The organism is Neptunomonas japonica JAMM 1380, assembly GCF_016592555.1.
In the GTDB taxonomy this organism is placed as follows: domain Bacteria; phylum Pseudomonadota; class Gammaproteobacteria; order Pseudomonadales; family Balneatricaceae; genus Neptunomonas; species Neptunomonas japonica_A.
Map to the genome: position 1 here is coordinate 2,985,765 of NZ_AP014546.1, position 22,967 is coordinate 3,008,731.

At 43.7% G+C, this 22,967-nt stretch carries 19 protein-coding genes; 9 read left to right on the forward strand and 10 right to left on the reverse strand.

Going from position 1 to position 22,967, the window contains the following annotated elements; genetic code table 11:
• Positions 1-34: 34 nt before the first annotated feature.
• A complete protein-coding gene (locus NEJAP_RS13975) occupies positions 35-2,698 on the forward strand; it encodes an EAL domain-containing protein (RefSeq protein ID WP_201347809.1) in 2,664 nt (887 codons plus the stop codon).
• Here the strand turns inward: NEJAP_RS13975 and NEJAP_RS13980 are convergent.
• A complete protein-coding gene (locus tag NEJAP_RS13980; protein WP_201347810.1) occupies positions 2,695-3,141 on the reverse strand; it encodes a flavodoxin domain-containing protein in 447 nt (148 codons plus the stop codon). The genes NEJAP_RS13975 and NEJAP_RS13980 overlap by 4 nt on opposite strands.
• A gap of 158 nt (positions 3,142-3,299) precedes the next feature.
• Between NEJAP_RS13980 and NEJAP_RS13985 the strand changes: the two genes are divergently transcribed.
• From NEJAP_RS13985 to NEJAP_RS14000, 4 genes are all read left to right on the forward strand, one after another.
• Positions 3,300-3,617: a hypothetical protein gene (locus tag NEJAP_RS13985; RefSeq protein WP_201347811.1), complete on the forward strand. Its 318-nt coding sequence runs from the start codon at positions 3,300-3,302 to the stop codon at positions 3,615-3,617.
• A gap of 76 nt (positions 3,618-3,693) precedes the next feature.
• Positions 3,694-4,692 (forward strand): CobW family GTP-binding protein, encoded by a 999-nt coding sequence (locus NEJAP_RS13990; protein WP_201347812.1) that lies wholly within the window; start codon positions 3,694-3,696, stop codon positions 4,690-4,692.
• Between the two features lie 86 nt (positions 4,693-4,778).
• Positions 4,779-6,437, forward strand: coding sequence for a FecR domain-containing protein (locus NEJAP_RS13995; RefSeq protein WP_201347813.1), 1,659 nt, complete (start codon positions 4,779-4,781; stop codon positions 6,435-6,437).
• Between the two features lie 17 nt (positions 6,438-6,454).
• Positions 6,455-8,095, forward strand: coding sequence for a CHASE2 domain-containing protein (locus NEJAP_RS14000; protein WP_201347814.1), 1,641 nt, complete (start codon positions 6,455-6,457; stop codon positions 8,093-8,095).
• Between the two features lie 55 nt (positions 8,096-8,150).
• Here NEJAP_RS14000 and NEJAP_RS14005 read toward each other — a convergent pair whose 3' ends face one another.
• Together NEJAP_RS14005 and NEJAP_RS14010 are read right to left on the reverse strand one after the other, a co-directional pair.
• Entirely contained in the window at positions 8,151-9,656 is a 1,506-nt protein-coding gene (locus NEJAP_RS14005; protein ID WP_201347815.1) for a fumarate hydratase, read from the reverse strand.
• Positions 9,657-9,818: 162 nt separating this feature from the next.
• Positions 9,819-10,733, reverse strand: coding sequence for a GGDEF domain-containing protein (locus NEJAP_RS14010; protein WP_201347816.1), 915 nt, complete (start codon positions 10,731-10,733; stop codon positions 9,819-9,821).
• Positions 10,734-11,210: 477 nt separating this feature from the next.
• Here NEJAP_RS14010 and NEJAP_RS14015 point away from each other — a divergent pair, with 477 nt between their 5' ends.
• The 3 genes from NEJAP_RS14015 to ggt all read left to right on the forward strand — a co-directional run bounded on the left by NEJAP_RS14015 (position 11,211) and on the right by ggt (position 14,652).
• Positions 11,211-12,398 carry a GAK system CofD-like protein gene (locus tag NEJAP_RS14015; RefSeq protein ID WP_236590942.1) on the forward strand — a complete coding sequence of 396 codons (1,188 nt, stop codon included), beginning with the start codon at positions 11,211-11,213 and terminating at the stop codon, positions 12,396-12,398.
• A gap of 49 nt (positions 12,399-12,447) precedes the next feature.
• Positions 12,448-12,756, forward strand: a complete 309-nt coding sequence (locus NEJAP_RS14020; RefSeq protein ID WP_201347817.1) for an Lrp/AsnC ligand binding domain-containing protein — start codon at positions 12,448-12,450, stop codon at positions 12,754-12,756.
• Positions 12,757-12,888: 132 nt separating this feature from the next.
• Positions 12,889-14,652: a gamma-glutamyltransferase gene (ggt, locus tag NEJAP_RS14025; RefSeq protein WP_201347818.1), complete on the forward strand. Its 1,764-nt coding sequence runs from the start codon at positions 12,889-12,891 to the stop codon at positions 14,650-14,652.
• A gap of 245 nt (positions 14,653-14,897) precedes the next feature.
• On the opposite strand, the gene NEJAP_RS14030 is transcribed toward ggt, so the two are convergent.
• The 4 genes from NEJAP_RS14030 to NEJAP_RS14045 all read right to left on the reverse strand — a co-directional run bounded on the left by NEJAP_RS14030 (position 14,898) and on the right by NEJAP_RS14045 (position 19,331).
• Complete coding sequence (locus NEJAP_RS14030; RefSeq protein ID WP_201347819.1) at positions 14,898-15,362, reverse strand: DUF2846 domain-containing protein; 465 nt, start codon at positions 15,360-15,362, stop codon at positions 14,898-14,900.
• A gap of 114 nt (positions 15,363-15,476) precedes the next feature.
• The gene (locus NEJAP_RS14035; RefSeq protein WP_201347820.1) at positions 15,477-15,878 is read right to left on the reverse strand and encodes a hypothetical protein; all 402 of its coding nucleotides are present in this window, start codon (positions 15,876-15,878) and stop codon (positions 15,477-15,479) included.
• 543 nt (positions 15,879-16,421) lie between these two features.
• Positions 16,422-18,446: an FAD-dependent oxidoreductase gene (locus NEJAP_RS14040; protein ID WP_201347821.1), complete on the reverse strand. Its 2,025-nt coding sequence runs from the start codon at positions 18,444-18,446 to the stop codon at positions 16,422-16,424.
• Between the two features lie 42 nt (positions 18,447-18,488).
• The gene (locus tag NEJAP_RS14045; RefSeq protein ID WP_201347822.1) at positions 18,489-19,331 is read right to left on the reverse strand and encodes a crotonase/enoyl-CoA hydratase family protein; all 843 of its coding nucleotides are present in this window, start codon (positions 19,329-19,331) and stop codon (positions 18,489-18,491) included.
• A 98-nt stretch (positions 19,332-19,429) separates the two neighbouring features.
• On the opposite strand from NEJAP_RS14045, the gene NEJAP_RS14050 reads away from it, so the two are divergent.
• Positions 19,430-20,065 carry a TetR/AcrR family transcriptional regulator gene (locus tag NEJAP_RS14050; protein ID WP_201347823.1) on the forward strand — a complete coding sequence of 212 codons (636 nt, stop codon included), beginning with the start codon at positions 19,430-19,432 and terminating at the stop codon, positions 20,063-20,065.
• Here NEJAP_RS14050 and NEJAP_RS14055 read toward each other — a convergent pair.
• The 3 genes from NEJAP_RS14055 to thpR form a co-directional block, all read right to left on the reverse strand.
• On the reverse strand, positions 20,023-20,895 hold the full coding sequence (locus NEJAP_RS14055) for a prenyltransferase (protein ID WP_201347824.1): 873 nt from the start codon (positions 20,893-20,895) through the stop codon (positions 20,023-20,025). The genes NEJAP_RS14050 and NEJAP_RS14055 overlap by 43 nt on opposite strands.
• A gap of 56 nt (positions 20,896-20,951) precedes the next feature.
• Positions 20,952-22,313 carry a tRNA 5-hydroxyuridine modification protein YegQ gene (gene yegQ / locus NEJAP_RS14060; RefSeq protein ID WP_201347825.1) on the reverse strand — a complete coding sequence of 454 codons (1,362 nt, stop codon included), beginning with the start codon at positions 22,311-22,313 and terminating at the stop codon, positions 20,952-20,954.
• A gap of 71 nt (positions 22,314-22,384) precedes the next feature.
• Positions 22,385-22,945 carry an RNA 2',3'-cyclic phosphodiesterase gene (gene thpR, locus NEJAP_RS14065; RefSeq protein WP_201347826.1) on the reverse strand — a complete coding sequence of 187 codons (561 nt, stop codon included), beginning with the start codon at positions 22,943-22,945 and terminating at the stop codon, positions 22,385-22,387.
• Between the last annotated feature and the right edge of the window lie 22 nt (positions 22,946-22,967).

The following is a 22,967-nucleotide window of genomic DNA, read 5'->3' on the forward strand; positions in this document are numbered from 1 at the left end:
ATTGGTATAAGGGTACTTTTATCAGTGAGCATTAATGGACGCATTTAACAATCTGAAGATTAATTATTCTCCAGAGCCAACAATAGCAAACAGCGATTCGCAACCTACTGTTCAAGACTTGAATCGCTTACTTGTTTTGCAGCGAGATTTGCTTGAGAAGATCACGCTGAATCTACCACTGAAAACAGTGTTAGATGGCCTTTGCCTGGAAATAGAACAGATTGTGGGCTCATGCCATGTGTTCATTATGCTGCTGAATAACCGCGGCTACCTAGACTTACTCAGCGCACCTAACGTATCACCAGAGCAAGCCCTGCTTTATAACCACTTACAACCGGGTCCTGAGGCTCACTCTAGTGGCACTGCTGTTTTCTCTGACCAGCCTGTCTTTGTAATAAATACACTCACCGATACCCGTTGGGCAAAACACCAAACATTGGCCAACTCACAAAACATTGGCGCCTGCTGGTCTTACCCGTTACATGAGTCGGCACACAAGCCAATAGGCAGTATTTCTATTGCTAGCCCATCACCAAGAAGCCCTTCTACTTTCCATGCACGCTTACTTGAAAGCGCTGCTCATATTGCTGGTATCGCTATTTCACGTCACATTAGCCATGCCAACCTAAAAAATTCTGAGCAACGCTTTTCACATATAGTTTCGTCAATCCCTGGGGTTGTTCTACAAACTGAGTTCGACCTAAAGAACAACCCATATTTTACTTATGTTAGCGAGGGAATAGAAAACCTTTGCGGGGTCACCTCTAAAGAAGCAATGCTGCATTTTAGTGGGGTATGGAAATGTCTTCATGAAGATGATCGCGCTAATGTCGCTAAGTGCTTAACCAGCCGTTGCGCGGATGATTCATTGTGGACAACGGAGTGTCGAATACTTGATCAGCAAGGCCAAATGAAATGGATACACTTAGCTTCGACACCGGAATGGGATCAACACAAACAATTAAAACGCATTAATAGTATCGTTTTAGATATCAGTAGTGAGAAAGAAGCGAACGCACAACTAGAGTTAGCTGGGATTGCCTTTGCATCAACCAATGAAGGAATAATGGTTGCAGATAATAACAACCATATTGTTGACGTTAACCGCGCATACTGCGAGATGACAGGCTTCTCCAGAGAAGAACTACTCGGAAAAACACCATCCCTACTTAACTCGGGCCGCCATGAAACTCAGTTCTTTGAAAACATTTACGAGACAATTGAAAAACAAGGCTTTTGGCAGGGAGAGCTTTGGAATCGCCGAAGTAACGGTGCTGTATATCCTCAGTGGTTAAATATTAACGCCGTTCATAACATTCAAGGTGAGCTCACACACTATGTAAGTGTCGCGGCTGATGTAACAAATATTAAAGAATCAGAAGCAAAGCTGCGCCACATGAGCCAGCATGATGCACTTACAGATTTACCCAATAGGCAGCTATTTAAGATACTCCTAGACCATGCTATTGAACACACTAAAGATGAGCAGCATACAGCAGTGCTCATGATAGACCTTGATCGCTTTAAATACGTAAATGAAACCATGGGGCACCAAGCAGGAGACCAATTACTCATTCAAGTTGCCCGCCGTTTACGAAATGTATTAGCAGATAACAATTTGTTAGCCCGTGTAGGGGGGGATGAGTTCGCCATTATGATCGAAAACTGCTCCCATCAAGGGGAAGTAGAAAGAATAGCGATGCGTATCGTTAGCGCCTTAGAAGGCGCTGTGGATCTTGATGGACATAACTTTTTCACTACCGCTAGTATTGGCATTTCGCTGTACCCCGAACACGGCTTTGACAGTGAAACCTTGATTAAGAATGCAGATACAGCAGTCCATCAAGCTAAAGATGACGGACGTAATAACTATGCATTCTATCAACCAGAACAATCACAATTTATTGAGCAGTGGGTTCGTTTAGAACCCGAGCTTAGAAGAGCACTGGCATTAGACCAATTTAGAGTTTTTTATCAGCCACAAATCAACGCTGAAACCGGCAAGATCTCTGGCGTTGAAGCTCTGCTACGCTGGCAACATCCAAAAGAAGGGCTAATTCCACCCGGTATGTTTCTTCCTATTGTTGAAGAGATAGGTCTGATGAATCAGGTCGGCAACTGGGTCCTAGAACAAGCTTGTGCACAAGCTGAAAAATGGAAAAAATCAGGATATCCAAATTTTCGTATTGCGGTGAACATTGCTGGACAACAAATTTTAAGCCACCGGTTAGTTGATATTGTCAAAGAACTACTTGAAAAATATGATATACACCCCGACCAACTAGAATTAGAAATTGTTGAAAACATCGTCATGAAGCATGCCGATGCTGCTCAACCCGTGCTTAATGAATTGCGCAACCTCGGCGTTCGCTTAGCATTAGATGACTTTGGGACAGGCTATTCATCCCTCAGTTATCTGAAGATGTTACCCGTCCAAAAAGTTAAAATTGACCAGTCTTTGGTCAGAGATATTCCCGATGACCCTAACGATGAAGCTATTGCTAGGGCCATTATCGCACTTAGCCATAGCTTAAATTTGAGCGTCTGCGCAGAAGGCGTTGAAACAGAAGAACAAAGAAAGTTCTTGAGCGGTGAGCACTGTGATCAATTACAGGGCTACCTAATCAGCAAACCTATACCAGCAAACGAACTCAACTTATGGCTAGACCAGCAAGAGAGGCAAGTTGAAGTGCGTTAAATTTTTTGGTGCAATAGGCTCATCCATTCAATAACAGCTTCTTCCGGATCGGGTGTTTCGCAGGCATCGATTATTAACATATCTTGCACGGCAACAGCCTTTAGCTCAGTCATCAGCTCATCCATTTGGCGGCCACCGTCCGCAAAATTATCATAGGAGCTGTCACCTAAAGCTATTACCCCATATTTTATATGTGAAAGTAGCGGAAACTGATCGCTCAACTGGCTATGAAAAGGTAATAAACTATCAGGGATCTCCCCTTCACCGATCGTAGCCGAGCAGATAATAACTACTTCAGTATCTGAGGCCAAAATATCATCAATCGTTGGACGACTAATCACTTTAACAAGGTGTCCTAAATCAGCAAATTGATCAGAGGCGTCTTCAGCCACTTGTTGTGCATTTCCATATGTCGATCCCACTAAAAACTTAACACTTGCCATTTATCAACACCTGTTACTTATATACTTTTTCGACACACTATAAATAAAATAGGTAGGACTAAACACCCGTATTTTATGAGGAAACTTATTTTTAGCATTAGCGATACCACTAGATAACGCTATACTAATTTTACATTCACCGTCTGTCGGAGCATTACATGGGAAGCCAAAGCCTGTCCAAACTTCTTAAATCTTGGGAAGACCACGCATCCAAAGTCAGCCAACAAACAGAGGTCAGCGTTTCCATAAACCAAAGTGATGTTGTTAGGTTAGCCGCACTTGCTGAAGTTTATAAGCTTCCTGAAAATGACATCATTGCTACACTCATCCACGAAGCGCTCAATGAGCTTGAAGCAAAAATGCCTTATATACCCGGGAAAAAAGTTATTCGAATAGAAGATGGTGATGAAATTTTTCAGGACACCGGCCCAATGCCTGAATATTTAGCCGCCCAAAAACGCCTCTTACAAAAATAGTTTATAAGTTTAAGTATTGTATTAATGGGCATGATCATCGAAAACTGTTACTTTATAACATTTCGGTCTATTTTTCATGCTCACAAACATTCCTACCAATATTATTACAGGCTTCTTAGGTGTTGGTAAAACAACAGCGCTTAATCAACTTATAGCTCAAAAGCCAGCAGATGAAACGTGGGCCATTGTCGTTAACGAATTTGGGCAAGTAGGCGTCGATCAAACATTACTGCCTGAAAAGTCGGGCTTACAGATTAAAGAGATAGCAGGTGGCTGTGTCTGTTGTGCCCTAGGTCCAGCACTAACCATCAGCTTAGCGATGCTGATCCGGCGTACCCAGCCTGATCGTATCATTATAGAACCGACCGGATTAGGACACCCTGAAGGCTTAATCGACATATTGCAAAGCGAGTCATTTAAGGACGTCCTTTCACTGCGTAGTATTATTTGTTTATTAGATCCACGGGTCTTAGAGCAACCTGAAGTGTTACGCCATCAAGCTTTTATTGATCAATTAAATCTTGCCGATGTCGTTGTATTAAATAAATGCGACCTTGCTACATCAGAACAAGTAAATGAAGCACAACAACTCTCTGAACAGATGTTCCCGCCAAAACAGCAGGTTGTTCAAGCAACTCAAAGCTCATTTGATATCCAATTACTCGATCTTGCACGCAATACATCGCTGAAATCAAGCCACCCTGATGCACACAAGCACAACACAACAAACACAGCGCTTCCCTCACTATTTCTTGCTCAACCAGGAAAGCCGATAAAAAAAACGGGGTCCAATAAAGATGCATTTAGCTGTGGTTGGGTTTTTCATCCTGATGATCAATTTGAACATGATCGCTTACTAGAACTTCTGAACTCACTAAACAATGTTTGGCGCTTAAAAGGTGTCTTTAGAATCGGACACGCACGAGTCTTATATAACCGAGTACTTGATGAAACGACCACTCAACCGATTGCATGGCGACGAGATTCAAGGCTAGAGCTTATTACACAAACTCAACTCGACTGGGATGAGATTGAAAGCAAGCTAATCAGCATCATTAAAAAGCAGCCATCTTAATGCCTAATGAATAATCAACCTCTCGGCTGCCCCCTATCAGAAAAGGCTGATATAATTCGCGTCTAATATGTTAACGGGTTGAAAAAATGCCACATCTTGCTGCTAACAAGCGACGTATTCCAAAACTAATCACTATCATGACATTACTCATTCTATTATTGAGTAACGTGTCACGTGCTGAAGAGTCTGTATGGGAATATGAGATGCAGCCCGGAGACAATATTTGGAAGATTGCGCATGAATTGCTCACTGATTGGCGCAGCTGGCAAGAAGTAGAACGTTTAAATAATGTAAACAATGATCGTTTGATGGCTGCAGGTACCATTTTACGCATCCCGACATCAATGATTCAGCGTCGCCAAGCACGCATTCAACTGATTGAAGTATCAGGTCCTGTAACCTTAATCAGCGCAGCTGACAAATCTGAGAAATCACTTACAGACCAAACCCTTCAGGAGGGTGATTTAATAAAAACAGGAAGCAATGCCAGTGCTTTATTAAAGTTTGAAGATAATACTCAAATTTTACTGAACGCTGAAAGTGAGTTCGTTATCAACCAAGCAAGCATCATTGGCTCTAATCGAAATGTTATTGATATCAACGTACTCCTAAAGGCCGGCGAAGCTGAAATTCGAGCTAACCCTGCTCAATCGCCAGGTTCTCGCTTTGTCATTGAAACACCTTCCGCTTTCGCAACCACTCGTGGCACGGTATATCGTATTCGAGCTGATAAAACTCAAACAGCAGCCGAGGTAACACAAGGCAGAATCGATGTTGCTAATACCTTAGGCAGCACGAAAGTACGTCAAAAATTTGGAACGTTAACTACGAAAAATTCTGCACCACAAAAGCCAAAACGGTTATTAGTGGCACCGGCCGTTCCTACAATTAAAACTATTCATTATTTACCCGCTCGCCTTAGCTGGAATGAAATTACGGGCGCCGTTTCCTACCGTAGTCAACTATCAGACCAAGAAGAGTTTTCGCGTATAATTTTGGATAACTTAGGTAAGCCTGCAAAACTAAACATCCCAGCTTCGCTAAAAGATGGTCAGTACTGGCTTCGCGTAAAAGCCGCTGATGCAAATGGACTACAGGGTTTAGAGTCATTACAAAGCTTTACTATTGACGCAAGACCATTTCCACCAAGCATTCAATCACCGCGCCCTAAAGATCCTGTATACACGGGAAAAACAACGTTTGTTTGGACTCAGCCAGAAGAAGCCAAAGAGTACCGTTTTGAGCTTTCTTCCGAGGACGATTTCACCAGTTTAACCCATCCCGCCAGCATACTGAACGATCAGCAGCTCACCACCAGCATTGCAAAAGCGGGAGTGTACTTCTGGCGAGTGACCAGCATTAATGCAGAGGGAAAAGTAGGCCCTCGTGGTCATATCAATCAAATAACCGTCAGGCCTACACCCGCTACGCCGGACCTTAGAGAGCCGACAACAAGCAAAACAGAACTGGGATTTTCTTGGAAAGAGGATGAAACTGCTACTCACTACCAGATTCAACTAGCGAATAATAAAGACTTTAGTAAGATTATTGCTGATAAAGAAGTCAGTACGGCTGAGGCAACGTTAAAGAAACCTGCTTCAGGCACTTACTTCATGCGCGTTCGCGGTTTTGATAGTGACAATTATGCGGGAAGTTGGTCAAGTACACAGAAAATAGAAGTACCAGTTGATAGCTATATGCCTGCTATTATCTGGAGCACTCTTGCTCTTATTATTCTGTTGTAAGTGAACACTGCTACTACATGAATCTTTTCCGCCAAAAAGATATAGGTTTTCTACTCTGCCAGGCATTTGTGCTCATCATTGCATTTATGCCTGTACAGACCACATTTGAAAACTTTCTCTACGATTTATTCAGCCAAAAAGACCTAAACCATGCCTCTGATGAGCTCGTCATCATTGATATTGATGATAAAAGTCTTGAAGCATTAGGACGCTGGCCTTGGCCTCGTTACTTGCACGCTGAAATGATCCAAAAGTTAGACATGGAAGGCGCCGCTGTTATCGGTTATAACATCGCCTTTGTTGAGCCCGATAACACGCCTAACTCTCACGACCCAATACTCAAGCAAGCTATTGCTGATCACGGCAATGTAGTTTTGCCAGTTTTTGCTGAGCGCGGTTCTCTTATCTATCCCTTCAGAGGAAAAGTAGCTATCCCTGGTAGTTCGTTAGGGCATGTGGATGTAGAAGTGGATAACGATGGCTATGTACGACGAACTTACCTAAAAGCAGGTATAGACACACCACAGTGGCCTGCATTTGGATTAGCAGCTTTACATGGCCTCACGCCCTACTCTGGCTTTTTACCTGGCACCCGCAGCCCTTCTTCACGTGTCGGTATTAATAGCAAGTGGATGCGAGATTTAGAAGTTTTAGTACCTTTTCACCGCAATCCAAAATCGTATCAGCATTTTAGTTTTATCGACGTTCTAGAAGGCAGCGATTACAAAAAGACCTTTACTAACAAAACAGTGTTAGTTGGTATTGAAGCAACAGGTTTGGAACCGACATTTTTAGTACCAATCAAAAATAACCGAGAAATGTTATCGGGAACCGCGTTACAAGCAAACTTATATACAGCACTTAATAACAGCTCGTTACTAACTCCGATTCTACCAATCTGGGGAGTATCTTACGCCGTCCTAATTACCGCATTAAGCTACAGTATTCTTTTCTTTTTAACACGCTTCCCCGTCATCCGATACATAGCGATTGTAGTAGGTATAGGCTTACTCATGTTACCGGTAGTAGCAGTCAATTATGGCTACTGGTTACCACTAGCACCTGCTGTTGGCGGTGTAACCTTGGTTATTGTCATGCTGATTTCAAGGATGCTAAATAGTGCAGGTATACAGCGACGCAACGATAATATTACAGACCTATCTAACCACCGGATGTTTGAAGAAACCTTAAAGTTAGAATGGGAGCAAAGCCTGCGAAAACACACACCGCTATCCTTAATACTGCTCGAAGTGGATTACTTTAAACGTTTCGTTGACACTTTTGGTCCCGAACGTGGCGATTGGCTACTTGCCCGCATAAGCCCGATATTACAAAGCCATAAACGCAAAACACGCGATTTTGTTGCCCGTTACGATGAAGACACATTTGCAATTTTACTGCCTATAACACCCAATAACATTGCGTTATCAATAGCAGAGAAAATTCGTAAAGACATAGAAGAGCTACAAATTGAGCACACTGGATCAGAGTCAGCAAAAATAATAACGGCAAGTATTGGCATTGCCACAACCCATACACCGACCCAAGCAGCAGGAAGCGATACCAATAGGGACGCCTTTGTTCTTAAGAGCTTAAAAGCGGTATCTAAAGCACACTTACAAGGTGGTAACCGCCTTCACAACACCGAAACCGTCTAGTAAAAGTAAGTATAAAAAAAGCGGCCTAAGCCGCTTTTTATTTATTGCTTAAACACTATGCTTGCGTGGCAATAATATCTTTCCATTTTGCAGGGCCGGTATTGTGAACAGACTCGCCATTCACATCTACGGCAACCGTTACTGGCATATCTTTCACTTCGAATTCATAAATAGCTTCCATACCCATTTCTGGGAATGCCAACACCTTAGAACCAACAATAGCCTTAGAAACCAGATAAGCAGCGCCACCAACAGCCATCAGATATACAGCTTGATTATCCTTAATCGCTTCTATCGCCGTAGGACCACGTTCAGATTTGCCGATCATACCTAGTAATCCAGTACTTTCTAAAATCTGGCGTGTAAATTTATCCATACGTGTTGACGTTGTCGGACCTGCAGGACCAACGACTTCATCGCCTACTGGATCAACGGGGCCAACGTAGTAAATAAATCGGCCTTTAAGATCAACAGGAAGCTCTTCACCGTTATTGAGCATTTCAATCATGCGCTTATGTGCAGCATCACGACCAGTAAGCATTTTACCGTTAAGTAAAACAGTCTCGCCTACTTTCCAGTCTTTGACATCTTCTGGCGTAATCTCATCCAAATTCACACGACGAGTACTAGCACCTACCTCAAAAGTAACTTCTGGCCAATCATCCAAGTTCGGAGGTGTAAGAACCGCAGGACCATTTCCATCAAGCGTAAAGTGAGTATGTCGTGTTGCTGCACAGTTAGGAATCATAGCAACCGGCAAAGAAGCAGCATGAGTTGGGTAATCCATAATTTTCACATCAAGGATTGTAGTAAGACCACCTAGACCCTGAGCACCAATGCCCAACGCATTGACTGCATCCATAATTTCAAGACGCAGCTCTTCTATGCGATTCTGAGGCCCACGTTCACGCAGTTCGTGAATATCGATAGAGCCCATCAATGATTCTTTAGCCAACACAGCTGCTTTTTCAGCCGTACCACCAATACCTATACCCAACATACCTGGAGGACACCAACCAGCGCCCATTGTAGGAACCGTTTTAACAACCCAATCAACAATACTGTCGGATGGGTTTAGCATCACCATTTTAGATTTGTTCTCAGAACCACCGCCTTTTGCTGCGATATGTACTTCAACTTCTGCCCCATCCACTATTTCATAATGGATAACTGCAGGAGTGTTATCTTTGGTATTTTGACGTTTTCCGGCAGGATCAGCCAAAATAGAAGCACGCAATACGTTATCTGGGTGCATATAAGCACGACGTACGCCTTCATTCACCATCTCGGTAACACCGATTTTGGCATCCCACTGAACATCCATACCGATTTTAAGGAACACGGTAACAATACCAGTATCCTGGCAAATAGGACGGTGCCCTTCTGCGCACATACGTGAATTAATCAAAATCTGAGCCATCGCATCCTTAGACGCTTGGTTCTCTTCTTTCAAGTATGCTTCGTGCACCCCTTTGATAAAATCAAGTGGGTGATAATAGGAGATAAACTGTAACGCATCTGCGATGCTATCGACGAAATCGTCTTGGCGAATAACGCTCATTCGAGGCTCTCCACTGCTCTGGTTCTTTATCATGATTGGCTCTCATGAGCCTATGTGTGGCAGGATTATACACCAAATCAATCACTATGCGGGGTTGGGCGTTAGTCTTAACTTGGAATAAGCAGGGACCAATATCTTCGTTAATATTAGGAGGTTAATGATCTAATTTTTTGAAAGCGTTACTTTATTCCGACCCTGTTCTTTACTTAAATACAATGCCTCATCAGCACGCTTGAGACATTCCCCAAATGTAACACCCGGAGTGCATTCAACCACCCCAAAGCTCATTTGAGCAACATAGCTAGTATCACTTTCGAGCCGCACTTCTTTTTCAAAAAATTGACAAATTTTGTTAATTTTAGAATACGCAGCCTCACCATCTACACCGGGTAAAACAATAAGAAACTCTTCCCCTCCCCAGCGAGAAATAATATCGGCTTCACGCAACCGGGATCTGAAAAACAATGCGACTTCACATAAAACATGATCACCTTCAGCGTGACCAAAGCTATCATTAATTTTTTTGAAGTAATCAATATCACCTAATGCCATACTGACAGGCTCACCGCTTCTTGAAGCTTGCTGAAGTATTTTAAGCGATATTTCTGTCGCCATTCTGCGGTTATAGAGCCCAGTCAAACTATCTAACGATGCCAACTTAGCCATAGCATCTTCTTGAGTAACTGAAATGAAACGAATAACCATCATAGAAATGATAAAAGGAATACCTGCTACCATGATATTTATAAAATGAACGGCCTCAACATACTCACTATATTTATACTGATAAGAGACATCTGCACAGAGCAGATAAAGAAGAGCAAAAGTAAGAATAAACGACAGGCTGTAAAACGAAGCATATAAATAATTAAGTCGCGTATTCAAAATGGCTAATGCAGAAATAGCCCATAAATAATGCTGAAAACCAACCTCCAAACCAAGAAAAATAGCCGCACATACCGAGTGAACCCACACTTCAGTGCATATCACTAATATGGCATCAGCTTGCCTTCCTTTACCATTGAGAAATAAACCATACCCCCATGCAATAACGCTGGCGATATTAATTAATGCCATTTCAATGGCCCCGATACTAAAAAAAACAGGAATCAGAGCGAAGTGAACACAGCCTGCAAACCCCCCCTATAACCGTGATGATCACGAATCGTCGAAAGTCTTTCTCTTCTATACAAGAAGGGCGTCCTGAAAGAGTGAGGTAATTCGCAAAATTTCTCAAATTACATCCTTATGCTTGTAGGTAACAATCAGTTCACTCATGCTAAATTACTAATAGTATTAAGATAGTTGTACACCTAAAGAAAGTAAAATGCCGTAACTATAGATCCTACAAACATAATTACTTAGCTAGCCATTTTGTCGAATCTGAATAGAGGCTTTTGGTCAGTACTATATTAAGAATAGATGTTTTATTTCTTGGCATTTAGGACCTTTATGTGAATATCTACTGAGAATTCAGCAGTGTTAGCCTATCATATAGGTATCCATTTATTTTTTGTTTAACACGACGCTGAAGCTTTATATAAGGTTACAAATATGAATAAAATCCTCATTCAACGCCAAGCAGCATTGCCGGACCCAATGAGGATCAGTCGTTACTATAAGAGCCCTGAACTAGGCCCAAGGATATTGTTTTTTTCAGGCGGCAGCGCACTTAAACAAACCAGTAGAATGCTCAAACACTATACGCACAACTCTGTGCACCTTGTGACTGCATTTGACTCTGGTGGTAGTTCCGCCAAATTACGCACCGCATTTGATATGCCGGCTATTGGTGATTTACGTAATCGCTTGCTTGCTTTAGCGGATGAAACCGTAAAAGGAAGCCCTGCTATTTATGCACTGTTCAATTATCGTTTACCCGAATGCTCCACAGATGCCGAATTAACAACGCAGTTATCAAGTATTGCAGAGGGCACAGACCCATTAATAGTCGCTATCCAACAACCCATGCGGGACTTGGTTAGAAACTTACTCACCTTCTTTATCAACGTCATGCCTGAAAACTTTAACTTACGCGGGGCAAGTATCGGTAATCTTTTAATCTCAGGAGGATACTTAACACATAATCGACAACTTGAGCCAGTCATATATCTGCTCAGTAAACTTATTAATACGCTAGGTAAAGTGCACGCTATCACGGAAGAAAGTCTTCATCTGACCGCCCATTTAGAAGATGGGCAGCGCATTGTCGGACAACACAGAATCACGGGGAAAGAAGCACCGCCGCTAGAGTCCCGTATTAAAGATATCAGCTTGAGCAGTGATCCTGATTATTATCAAAAAACGCAATGCCAGCTAAGCACTTCACTTAGGTCTTTAATTAAAGAAGCCGATTTAATTTGCTACCCTCCTGGTAGCTTTTACAGCAGTATTCTTACTAACCTATTACCGGTTGGCGTGTCAGAGTCCATCCAAGAAAATATATGCCCAAAAGTTTATATACCGAGTCTAGGAAAAGACCCTGAGCTATATAGAACAACAATTTCGCAAGCGATCCAGCAGTTATTGAAATATCTAAAAGCGGAGGACATAAAAAAAGAAAACGACCAATTCCTCAATGTTATTTTGCTAGACTCCCGCTTTACTGATATTGATACACAGACTCAACAACACTTAGCATCTTATAATATTCAGATCATTGATACCCCACTAGTAACACCAAAAAGCGCTCCCTACTACTGCCCTGAAAAGCTAGTTCATGCACTTCTTTCATTAACATAACACACGCTTTTCGTGGACAAAAAAGAGTGGTCGATAGGACCACAACAATATGTACATAATCTTTATAGATAATTTTCTCACCATCTTCATCCAAGCAAGCCTTGAAAAGCAGCTCCCGAAAACACTGAATCACTTCGAGCGGAGCATTTCAACTTATAACGAAGTATTGGAGTGCTCATTGATCACTGGCAGCGATGCCGACTACCTGTTAAAAGTAGTCATGCCCGATATGTCTTATTACGAAATGTTTTTATTGAAAGAGCTCAATCAAATAGAAGGCGTATCGAGTATCCGAACGAGCTTTGTGATGCGCCAGGTATTAAATAGAATGGCCCTGCCTCTTTCGCACATCAAATAAAAGAATCAAAATTTATGGCACAAAAGGAGGTAATAATGGCACAGGAAAGTGCACCAATGCGCACTTCACTTTATACACTGATGCATAGACTGAACAACGGCTCTAACAATAAAAAATTAAAGGACGCTGACAATGTTAAAACATAACACTCTCGCTATTTTAATCAGTGTGGCGCTTGCCTCAACACCTGCACTGGCCACCTCTCAAGTGGCGGATTCCGTGGCTCCGGAAGTTGCAAGTGGCACTAGCAGCAAAACTAGCGTATCCGCTAAAGACTATATGGTTGCTGCAGCAAACCCACTGGCGGCAAAGGCGGGTTATGAGGTACTAAAAGCAGGAGGCTCCGCTGCTGATGCGCTGGTCGCCGTGCAAGTCATGCTTGGCCTTGTTGAGCCACAATCATCAGGGCTCGGCGGTGGTGCATTTCTCGTTTATTACGACGCCAAAACTAAGCAGGTCACGACCTTTGATGGCCGTGAAACAGCACCGCTAGCAGCAACACCTGCGCTATTTCAAAACGCTGACGGCAGCACCATGAAGTTTTATGATGCGGTAGTTGGCGGGCGCTCTGTCGGTACACCCGGTACCGTCAAGCTATTAGAAAGCGTCCATAAACGCTATGGAAAACAATCATGGGAGTCTTTACTAAAGCCTGCCATTAGCCAGGCACAGCAGGGCTTTATTGTTTCACCACGTTTAGCGGGCTCAATTGCCGCAGATGCTGAGCGCCTAAGCCGCTATCCAGATACTAAGGCATATTTTTTCAATGAAGATGGCTCACCGCTCTCTGCGGGGCAACGCCTCAAAAACCAAAAATATGCTGACACGCTAACAACATTAGCCGGTAATGGCGCCGATGCTTTCTACAATGGAAAAATAGCGCAGGATATCGTCTCCAGAGTGCGTTCAGCAGCCGACAACCCCGGCGTTTTATCCACCCGAGATTTTGCGGCTTACCAAGTAAAAGAACGTCCTGCTACGTGTGCGCCTTACCATCAATATGATGTATGCGGCATGGGGCCACCAAGCTCAGGTGCCCTTACCGTTGGGCAAATTCTGGGCATATCGAGTCACTTTGATCTAAAAAGCTTAGGGAAAGACAACCCACAATCTTGGCAAGTTATTGGTGACGCATCCCGTTTAGCCTTTGCTGACCGAGGACGCTATATGGCTGATAGTGATTATGTGCCTATGCCCCAAGGGCTGCTTGATCCAAGCTACTTAGCAGAACGCGCCAAACTGATAACACTGGGAACAGCCCTTAGCAAAGAGCAGGTAACAGCAGGAGAACCAGCATGGGGGAGCACGCAAAAAGTGGCGCTTGCAGATGACGAGTCAATTGAGCTTCCATCGACCAGCCACTTTGTAATAGCGGATAAAGAGGGCAATATTGTTTCCATGACCACCACTATCGAAAACGGTTTTGGCTCCCGCTTAATGAGTAACGGTTTTTTACTCAACAACGAGTTAACTGACTTCTCATTTGCTTCACATAAAAATGGCTACCCAATCGCCAACCGCCTAGAACCTGGCAAGCGCCCACGCTCGTCTATGTCGCCCAGCATTGTAATGAAAGATGATGCACCCTATATGGCTATCGGCTCACCCGGTGGCTCACGCATTATCGGTTACGTAGCTAACACCCTAATTGCCCACTTTGATTGGGATATGACGATTCAAGACGCCATCAACCTACCCCACCTTGTAAACCGCTTTGGCACCTACGACCTAGAAAAAGGCACCAGTGCCGAGCAGTTCAAAACACCACTAGAAACGATGGGCTATAAAGTTAATGTACGGGACTTAAACTCGGGCATTCACGCTATTTTATTGAAAGATAATAAACTTACCGGAGCAGCTGACCCACGCAGAGAGGGAGAGGTATACGGGGACTAACCTTTAGACTCTGCGTGATAGGGTTTCATCGGAACTCATGTTCCGCATGAATCATTTACCCAAAGTGAGCCTGAGTTATCAGGCTTGCTTTTTACTCTACAGAATTAGCTTAACCAGAATCTAAGACACAACAAACCTGCTTTCGCCCCCAAGTAGACATTAACGTCAAGTATTAGTGGCGGATAGACGGCAACCGACTAGCCGTCCAACTGCATGCGTTTGTTGGGCGTTGATAGCCCATGCGGTTATTGTGGCGCACTACACTTGCCCGGCTTTGCCATTTCGAGCTTGGCCACATCTTTTTTGCCCTGCTCTTCAGTTATTTGCTCTAACCCAGCGCCACCAACGAACACGCCCAACTTGATGAACTGCCGAATGAAGTAATTTTTGCCGGACTCGACCATTAACTCAAGGGCGTTTGATGAAAACTCAGATTCTGTATCGACTTTGTGCGTTTCACCACCCTCAACTTCCGTATAGAAAAACACATCTGGCGCACTCTCGCCGATGCACTTTCCATCAATCCAAATATCTTTCTTGAGGGCTTTGCCAACGAAACTGTCACGATAAATGTATACACCAGCGTTACCTTGGCTAGGTGGATTGAATTCTTTTGCTTTTGCTGATTCAGCCTTTGACGCCATTTCTACAGATGCACACCCTGAAATAAGCAGTGCGGCTGTAAGTGTCAAGAGTGAGGCGATCTTCATGGAGGTAACTCCTTAGTTAGTGTTTAAAAAATGCGTTGGTCTACGCTGGTACGCACCGAAAGGGTGAACAACGCTTAGGGCGCGCAGCGGTGCAGCGTCCCAACGACCCACTTGTTAGTGCTCTCTGGGCACTGCATATTGTAGTGAAATATTTGATGTGAAAATTTCATATACATCTCTAGTGCGAAAAAAGCACATTCTAGTTTTTATATAATTCATATCTGAAATAGGTATTTTTAGTGGCTGAAACAGCCAGCCGCATGAAAGCTCGCTGCCCCATATATATATAAACTCTTGTTGTTTGCAAACACTAATAAGGTTGGTATTACTCCAATCGTTATTAATTGCGTAGAAAATTCTGCCTGGTTTCGTTTCTGATTCAATACGCTTAATTTCATTTCTTGTGAATGAATACTTTTTGCGAATTTCAGCCCATTTCATCTTGTGCTTATTTATAAATGTTGCTGTCAGCATAAACAAATAAAAAACGATGAAGAGGCCTACAATAATTTCCATTTATCCGGCTTAACTCCAATATTCTGAGGGCACTAACATTTTAATACTGCGCATGCGCGTTTACGCGCAAACTGCCTAAAGCGCATTACTGTGGAGAGGATTGATAAATAGAGATTTTTTGACTGCATCTGTTATTTTCCTCCGTTGAAAACAAGCATGCGCGTTTTGATGACATTAACTTGCACAGTATCTTACCTGCGCTTTTCCTTATCTACTTGATAACGCATAACTTTCTAATTAAATACCATAACAAACCGTGCACAATGGGCAATCCATTTGTGGCAAAACGCGCACGTAACCTGAGAAAATGAAAATATACTGTATAGATGCGCATAAAATAGAGCTTACTTATCAACAGGAAGGTTCGCTCACGTTTCATCTGTTGTTGGCTGTCGGTTCAGTCGACCAAAGCAGAGGCGCTAACAAACCTATGTCCACCTGAATACTCCAGCAGCTTTTACCTTCCTGCATGGCTCACAAAAAAAAGCCGCTTCACATTAGTGAAACGGCATTTCTTGTTTCAACATAGCGGATGTCGATCCGCTACATTTTCGCTGCTAACCTCGTCCCCTGATCAATGGCACGCTTTGCGTCCAGCTCAGCTGCGACATCAGCACCGCCAATCAAATGAACAGTTTTGGTTTTAATCTGATCAGCCAGCTCACGGCATGGATCTTGGCCTGCGCAGATAATCACGTTATCCACAGCCAGCAGTTGCGGCTCCCCTTTAACCAATATATGGAGACCTTGATCATCAATTTTTTGGTATTCGCAGTTGTTGAGCATTTTCACGCCTTTATTCACCAGATCTGCGCGGTGAATCCAACCGGTGGTTTTACCTAGGCCTGCGCCTACTTTGGTCTTTTTACGCTGCAACAAGGTGACTTCTCGTGCGGCGGGTGCAAAGTTTTGTTCTATCTGCTCTACTCCACCACGAGCAGACATACTCATATCAACACCCCACTGCTTCATAAAAGCAGGGATATTCTGGCTGGTCGCTACGCCTTGATGCACCAAGGCTTCACTGATATCAAAGCCTATACCACCGGCACCAATCACCGCGACTTTATGGCCGACATCCTTGCCATTCATTACATCTAGATAGTTAAGTACCTTGGGGTGAGTGATGCCGTCAATCTCAGGTAACCGCGGTGTAATGCCGGTGGCTATCACGACTTCATCAAAGTCACTACTTTCAAGCATATCAGCTGTCACACGTGTGTTTAGCTGTAAATTTACATTGCTCAGTTCTATCTGCTTAGCAAAGTAACGGATGGTTTCGTAAAACTCTTCTTTACCCGGAATGCGTTTAGCAATATTGAATTGCCCTCCCACTTCACTGGCTGCATCAAACAATGTGACTTGGTGGCCTCTTTTAGCGGCAGTGGTAGCAAAGGCTAAACCTGCGGGGCCCGCGCCGACAACGGCTACCTTTTTACTCTGGGAAGCCATCTCGATCACTAATTCTGTTTCGTGGCACGCTCGCGGATTGACCAAACAGCTCGTTAGCTTGCCTACAAAAATATGGTCTAAACAGGCTTGGTTACAACCAATACAGGTATTGATTTCATCTGCACGATTTTCAGCCGATTTTAGTACAAACTCAGGGTCAGCCAAGAACGGACGCGCCATCGAGACCATATCGGCATCGCCACGCGCCAGCACATCTTCAGCTACATCGGGTGTATTAATACGGTTAGAGGTAATTACAGGGACCGATAAGGCTTTGCGTATTGCAGCAGTCACCCAAGTAAACGCTGCTCGCGGCACCTTAGTGGCAATCGTCGGGATGCGCGCCTCATGCCAACCAACACCCGTGTTGATGATAGTCACACCGGCTTTTTCTATCGCTTTACCCAACTGCACCACTTCTTCTTGCGAGCTTCCGCCTTCAACTAGGTCGAGCATAGATAAGCGGTAGATAATGATAAAGTCCGCTCCTACCGCTTCACGTACACGGCGAACAACCTCTACCGGAAAGCGAATACGCTGCTCATATTCACCACCCCATTCGTCTTCACGTTGATTGGTGCGCGAAACGATAAACTGGTTGAGTAGGTAACCTTCAGAGCCCATGATTTCGACACCATCATAACCCGCTTCTTTAGCGAGCGAGGCACAGTTCACAAAGTCCTGAATTTGTTGTTCGATCTCATCTTGCGTCAACGGATGCGGCGGAAACGGATTAATAGGCGCTTGTACAGCAGACGGAGCCACCAGCTTCGGGTTATACGCATAACGGCCGGTATGCAGGATTTGCATACAAATTTTTGCATCTTCAGCATGCACGGCATCAGTCACGATACGATGATGCGTAACATCTTCTGGCGTCGTCATTAACGCGGCAGCTGAATGCACAGCACCTTCAGAGTTAGGGCCGATGCCTCCTGTCACAATCATGGCAACGCCACCACGCGCACGTTCTGCATAAAATGCAGCCATACGCTCAAAACCATTGGGTGCCTCTTCCAACCCTAAGTGCATAGACCCCATCAAAACGCGGTTCTTTAATGTGGTAAACCCTAGGTCCAACGGCGTTAGCAAATTTGGATATTGTGAATGGCTCATGTCGGCTCTCTCTGTAGATTCTGTTATTTTATTTTTGTTTTCTTATTCTGTGAAGGCAGCTTTTATGGGTCTTAGCCCTTCAAAATCAGGTTGTTTACCTGACATCTTCGCCGCAAATGTTTGCATCATATCCGCGGGCTGAAACATACCGGCCTGCCACGTCGCCATATAACTCAAACTATCAGCCGTGCTGTGATCGCGTGCGTAATTGATCATCTGCTTGCAACCGGTTACCGCTAACGGCGATCTTTGTGAAATCAATTCAGCAATTTGCATAACACCAGTGAGCATTTGGTCTGGATCATCAAACACTTCATTTACAAAACCTGAGGTAAGCGCTTCTGCAGCTAACATCTTCCGTCCCGTATAGGCCAGCTCTCGCGCTAAACCTGGAGCAATGAGCTGCGGTAAACGTTGTAACGTACCTAAATCGGCCGTCATCCCCAGCTCTGTCTCTTTAACAGTGAAGAAGGCATCTTGGGTGCAATAACGCATATCACTCGCACACACCAGATCTAAGGCTCCGCCAATACATCCGCCTTGTACTGCTATGAGTACGGGCATACGAACCTCTTCCAGTACAGAAAAGCAGGCCTGTAACTGCTGCACTAAACGGCGCATCCCTTCTGCGCGCCGCCCTGCCTCTCCTTGAAACATATCAGGGTCTGGTTGAGTAAAAACCGCTAAATCCATTCCTGCGCAAAAATGCTTACCCGTTGATGAAATAACCAGTACGCGAGCTTCTGCCGTTGTATCCAGAGCTCTTATAGCGTCTGGAAATTCACGCCAAAACTCTCGGCTCATAGAATTATATGCCTCTGGCCGATTCAATTGCAGGTGTGCAATTTTCTCATTTACCATCAGATCAAAGGTTTGGTAGCTCATCTGAATTCCCTTAACTTATTATCATTTTCTCAATCTAGACAGTGTCAAGATAATATTCTATTTTGACAGTGTCAAGATTGCTTGATAAATTTCGCCCCATGACTAAAGATAAAAAGACGTATCACCATGGTGACCTGCGCAAAACACTACTGGACACAGCTACGAAAATTATTCGTGAAGGCGGCGTTGAGACACTTTCTATACGAAAGCTTGCCGACCAAGTCGGCGTATCCAGAACCGCCCCTTATCATCATTTTAAAGATAAAAACGAACTGCTATGCGCTATCGCTGAACAAGGTTTTTTACTGCAAGATCAAGCAGTAAAGAAAATACCTGCCCAATACCCAAAACTGGCACCCGCGGCTTTATTTAAGCAATACGTACTCGCCTATATTCGCTTTGCCAATGAGCAGCCAGAAACTTACGATCTCATGTTCGGTCGTGAAATATGGAAGACAGGCACACCCACTGAATCACTAAAAGTGATATCAAAAAGCAGCTTTAGAATTTGGGTAGAATGGGTAGAAGAACTCAAAGAAAAGAATTTATTTAATCAAGAAGAGCCAACGCTGCGCATCGCACAAGCCAGCTGGGCCGCACTGCATGGACTGTGTAGACTGTTTAACGATGGCATCTATGTAAATCGCGATGACCTAGAAGCCATTGCCACAACAACCGTTCATATGTTGATTCAAACGAGTGGAGACGTGACAAAGAGCAAAGAGAAATTATAAAGCACCCCGAAGGCCATCAAAAAACGCCCACTCCCCTTAGTCAATGCCACTCGTTCTGGGGCATTGGCTTTAAGTAAAACAAGTAGCTTTGGTAAAAAAGCAAATGCGATTAGCCCAGATAACAACCAAGCATGATTAAACCACCATGCTAGCAATACCACGCTTAATGCCACGCAGACAATAATCATCTTATAAATAAAGCTACCTGCTGAGTAACCAATCCGCACCACCAATGTTTGTATGTTGGCTTGCTTATCGGCCTCAAAATCTCTTAGCTCGTTACTTAGCAGCAATAGAGATACCAATAAACTAATAGGAATACTGAAGAGAATAATGGAAACGCTCCATTGCCCCATAACGGCTAGATAGCTGCCAACCACCATTAACACGCCCATCAACCAAAACACCAAGACGACACCCAACCCTCTACTTTTATAGTTAACCGGTCGTAATGTGTAGCCCAGAGCACCAACTAAGCCAACGAGGCATAAATATAAGAAATCCACACCTATCTGGTAGACAAACCATAAGCCTATCAAGGTCGCTAGCGCAAAGCAGCACAAGCCTATTCGAAAGTTTTGTTTTATCGCCGCTGCCTGATCAACCTCTAAATTATAGTGATCACTGATATCTGAATAGTCATTAATCAAGTTAACACCAGCTTGCAACAAAACCCCACCCAGTAGCACTAATAAGATATTGGGCAGGTTCTGCCCACCATCAGCCCACGCAAGTGAAACACCGGCACCACAAGCAATTAGTGCTACGGCAAATGAAAAAGGCCGCAATGCTTGACTGAATTTATATTTATCTTTTCTAATGTGATTCATAAGCCGTTAAAAAAGGCGCCCTTGAGCACCTTTAATAGATCAGTGGTTGTTAGCGGTTACACAGCACCTGGTGCATTGGGTAAATCGCGCATCAATAAAGCATAGCTCATATCAATACCCGCTTCGAAATCCATGGGTATTTGCATAACATGACCAGAACCTGGTGCAACATCCACAGATTCACCGCGTTTGTTGATCATAGTACCCAATGTGAATTTTCGGTTACCTGTTGGTGTCATCAGCTCAAGCGTATCACCCTGCTTAAAGTGATTTTTCACTTCAATGGTCATCATGCCTGCTTCTGCATCGTAGTTCGACACTTCACCAACAAACTGCTGATGCACACCGATAGAGTGCCCTGTTTCATAGTTTTGATACTCATCATGCACATGACGACGATAAAAGCCTTCCGTAAAGCCACGGCTTGCTAAGTTTTCCAACTCATCCATTAGGCCCATATCAAACGGTCGTCCAGCGACAGCATCATCAATTGCTTTACGATAAGACTGAGCGGTGCGGGCTGCATAATAATGCGACTTAGTACGCCCTTCAATTTTTAGCGAGTCTACGCCCATCTCTGCTAATTTATGTACATGCTGAATAGCGCGCAGGTCTTTTGAATTCATGATATATGTGCCATGTTCATCTTCAAAAGCAGGCATATATTCACCCGGACGAGTCTCTTCCTGAAGCAGGAAAATCTTATCTGTGTGCTCACCTTCACCTAAAGCGGGTGCATTTTTAACTTGCGCAGGATCAAAAGACTGCACTGGAATGATATCACCTGAATCATCCTGCTTAGCTTCATGAGCATCGTACTTCCAACGGCATGTATTAGTGCAAGTACCCTGATTAGGGTCACGCTTATTAATATAACCAGAAAGCAAACAACGGCCAGAATAAGCAATACACAAAGCACCATGTACGAAAACTTCAATTTCCATTTCTGGGCAGCGCTGACGAATCTCAGCAATTTCGTCTAACGACAACTCACGAGACAGTATTACTCGCTCAACACCGGCCTGATGCCAAAACTTAACGGCAGCCCAGTTCATCGTGTTCGCTTGTACTGACAAGTGAATCGGTATGTCTGGGAAGTTTTCTTTCACCAGCATGATTAAACCTGGGTCCGACATAATAATGGCATCGGGTCCCATCGCAATAACAGGGCGAAGGTCATCGATATATGTCGTCAGCTTGCTATTGTGAGGCAAGATATTACTGGCCAGAAAGAACTTTTTATTTAACTGGTGAGCGTAATCAATACCCTCAGCAAGATTCGCCATAGTAAAGTCGTTATTACGCACCCGTAGACTATATCGAGGCTGTCCGGCATAAACAGCATCTGCACCATAGGCAAATGCATATTTCATGTTTTTTAATGTTCCCGCAGGAGACAATAATTCTGGGCTTCGCATACTTAATACTTACTCGTTTTCATGCTTGAGGGTTATTGATCTTCTTACCTAATATTTGGATTACGTAAACGTTAGGCAAGATCTTGCAGGTCGATTTCAAACAACGGTGTATAAACAGAACCATGCTCGCCAGGTTTACTCTGCAGTAAAACCACGGAGTCAGCCAAACTATATAAGTTTAATTCTGGCCACTGTTTGGGGTGTTTAAGCTTATTTTTATTAGGCAGCTTCCCTAGTGTAATATGTGGTTTAAAATCAGCTAAGTCACTTTTTATGCCAGCCTCTTTAACCATGCTAGCTACACTTTTTTGCAAAGAACGTAACGCTGTATTCTCTGAAGGCAGTGCCGCTATTAATGAAAGCTTTTTACTAATTTCGTAATAATTAACTTTTTCCAAACACACTTGAAACGATAGCTCATCTTTCAATTGTTGCTTTGCTAATTGTTCTAGCAATTCAACTTGATCAAGAGCCGTGTCACCAAGAAAGCAAAGGGTTAAATGGTATTGGTCTGAATCAACCCAGTCCACTTCGAGCTTGCGGTCATATTCACACAAGCCATCGGCATGATCAGCCAACTGCCTTACAACGGAGTCATGCAGCCGTAGGGCAAAAAACGTTCGAATCCTCATCGGTTCGTGTTTACAACCTTTG